The organism is Blautia sp. DFI.9.10 (assembly GCF_024461705.1).
Lineage (GTDB): Bacteria > Bacillota > Clostridia > Lachnospirales > Lachnospiraceae > Blautia_A > Blautia_A fusiformis.
Genome location: NZ_JANGAA010000074.1, coordinates 1 through 227, shown reverse-complemented (window position 1 = coordinate 227; position 227 = coordinate 1). Strand labels below are relative to the sequence as shown.

The window sequence follows — 227 nt, the reverse complement described above, 5'->3', positions numbered from 1 at the left end:
CGTGCAGGCGGTTCAACGGCCATGCGTATCGTGGATCTGATCAGTCCTATCGGAAAGGGCCAGCGACGATTGATCGTATCTCCGCCAAAGGCATGTAAGACAACCCTTCTGAAAGACGTTGCCAAGTCTATCCTCAGGAATAACAGGGATATGCATCTGATCATTCTTCTGATCGATGAGCGTCCTGAGGAGGTTACCGAGATCAGAGAGGCGATCCAGGGACCGAA

Annotated in this window: 1 pseudogene; it reads left to right on the top strand. The window is 52.0% G+C overall.

Going from position 1 to position 227, the window contains the following annotated elements:
• Positions 1–227: pseudogene (locus NE671_RS15750) on the top strand (transcription termination factor Rho); the annotation flags it as partial.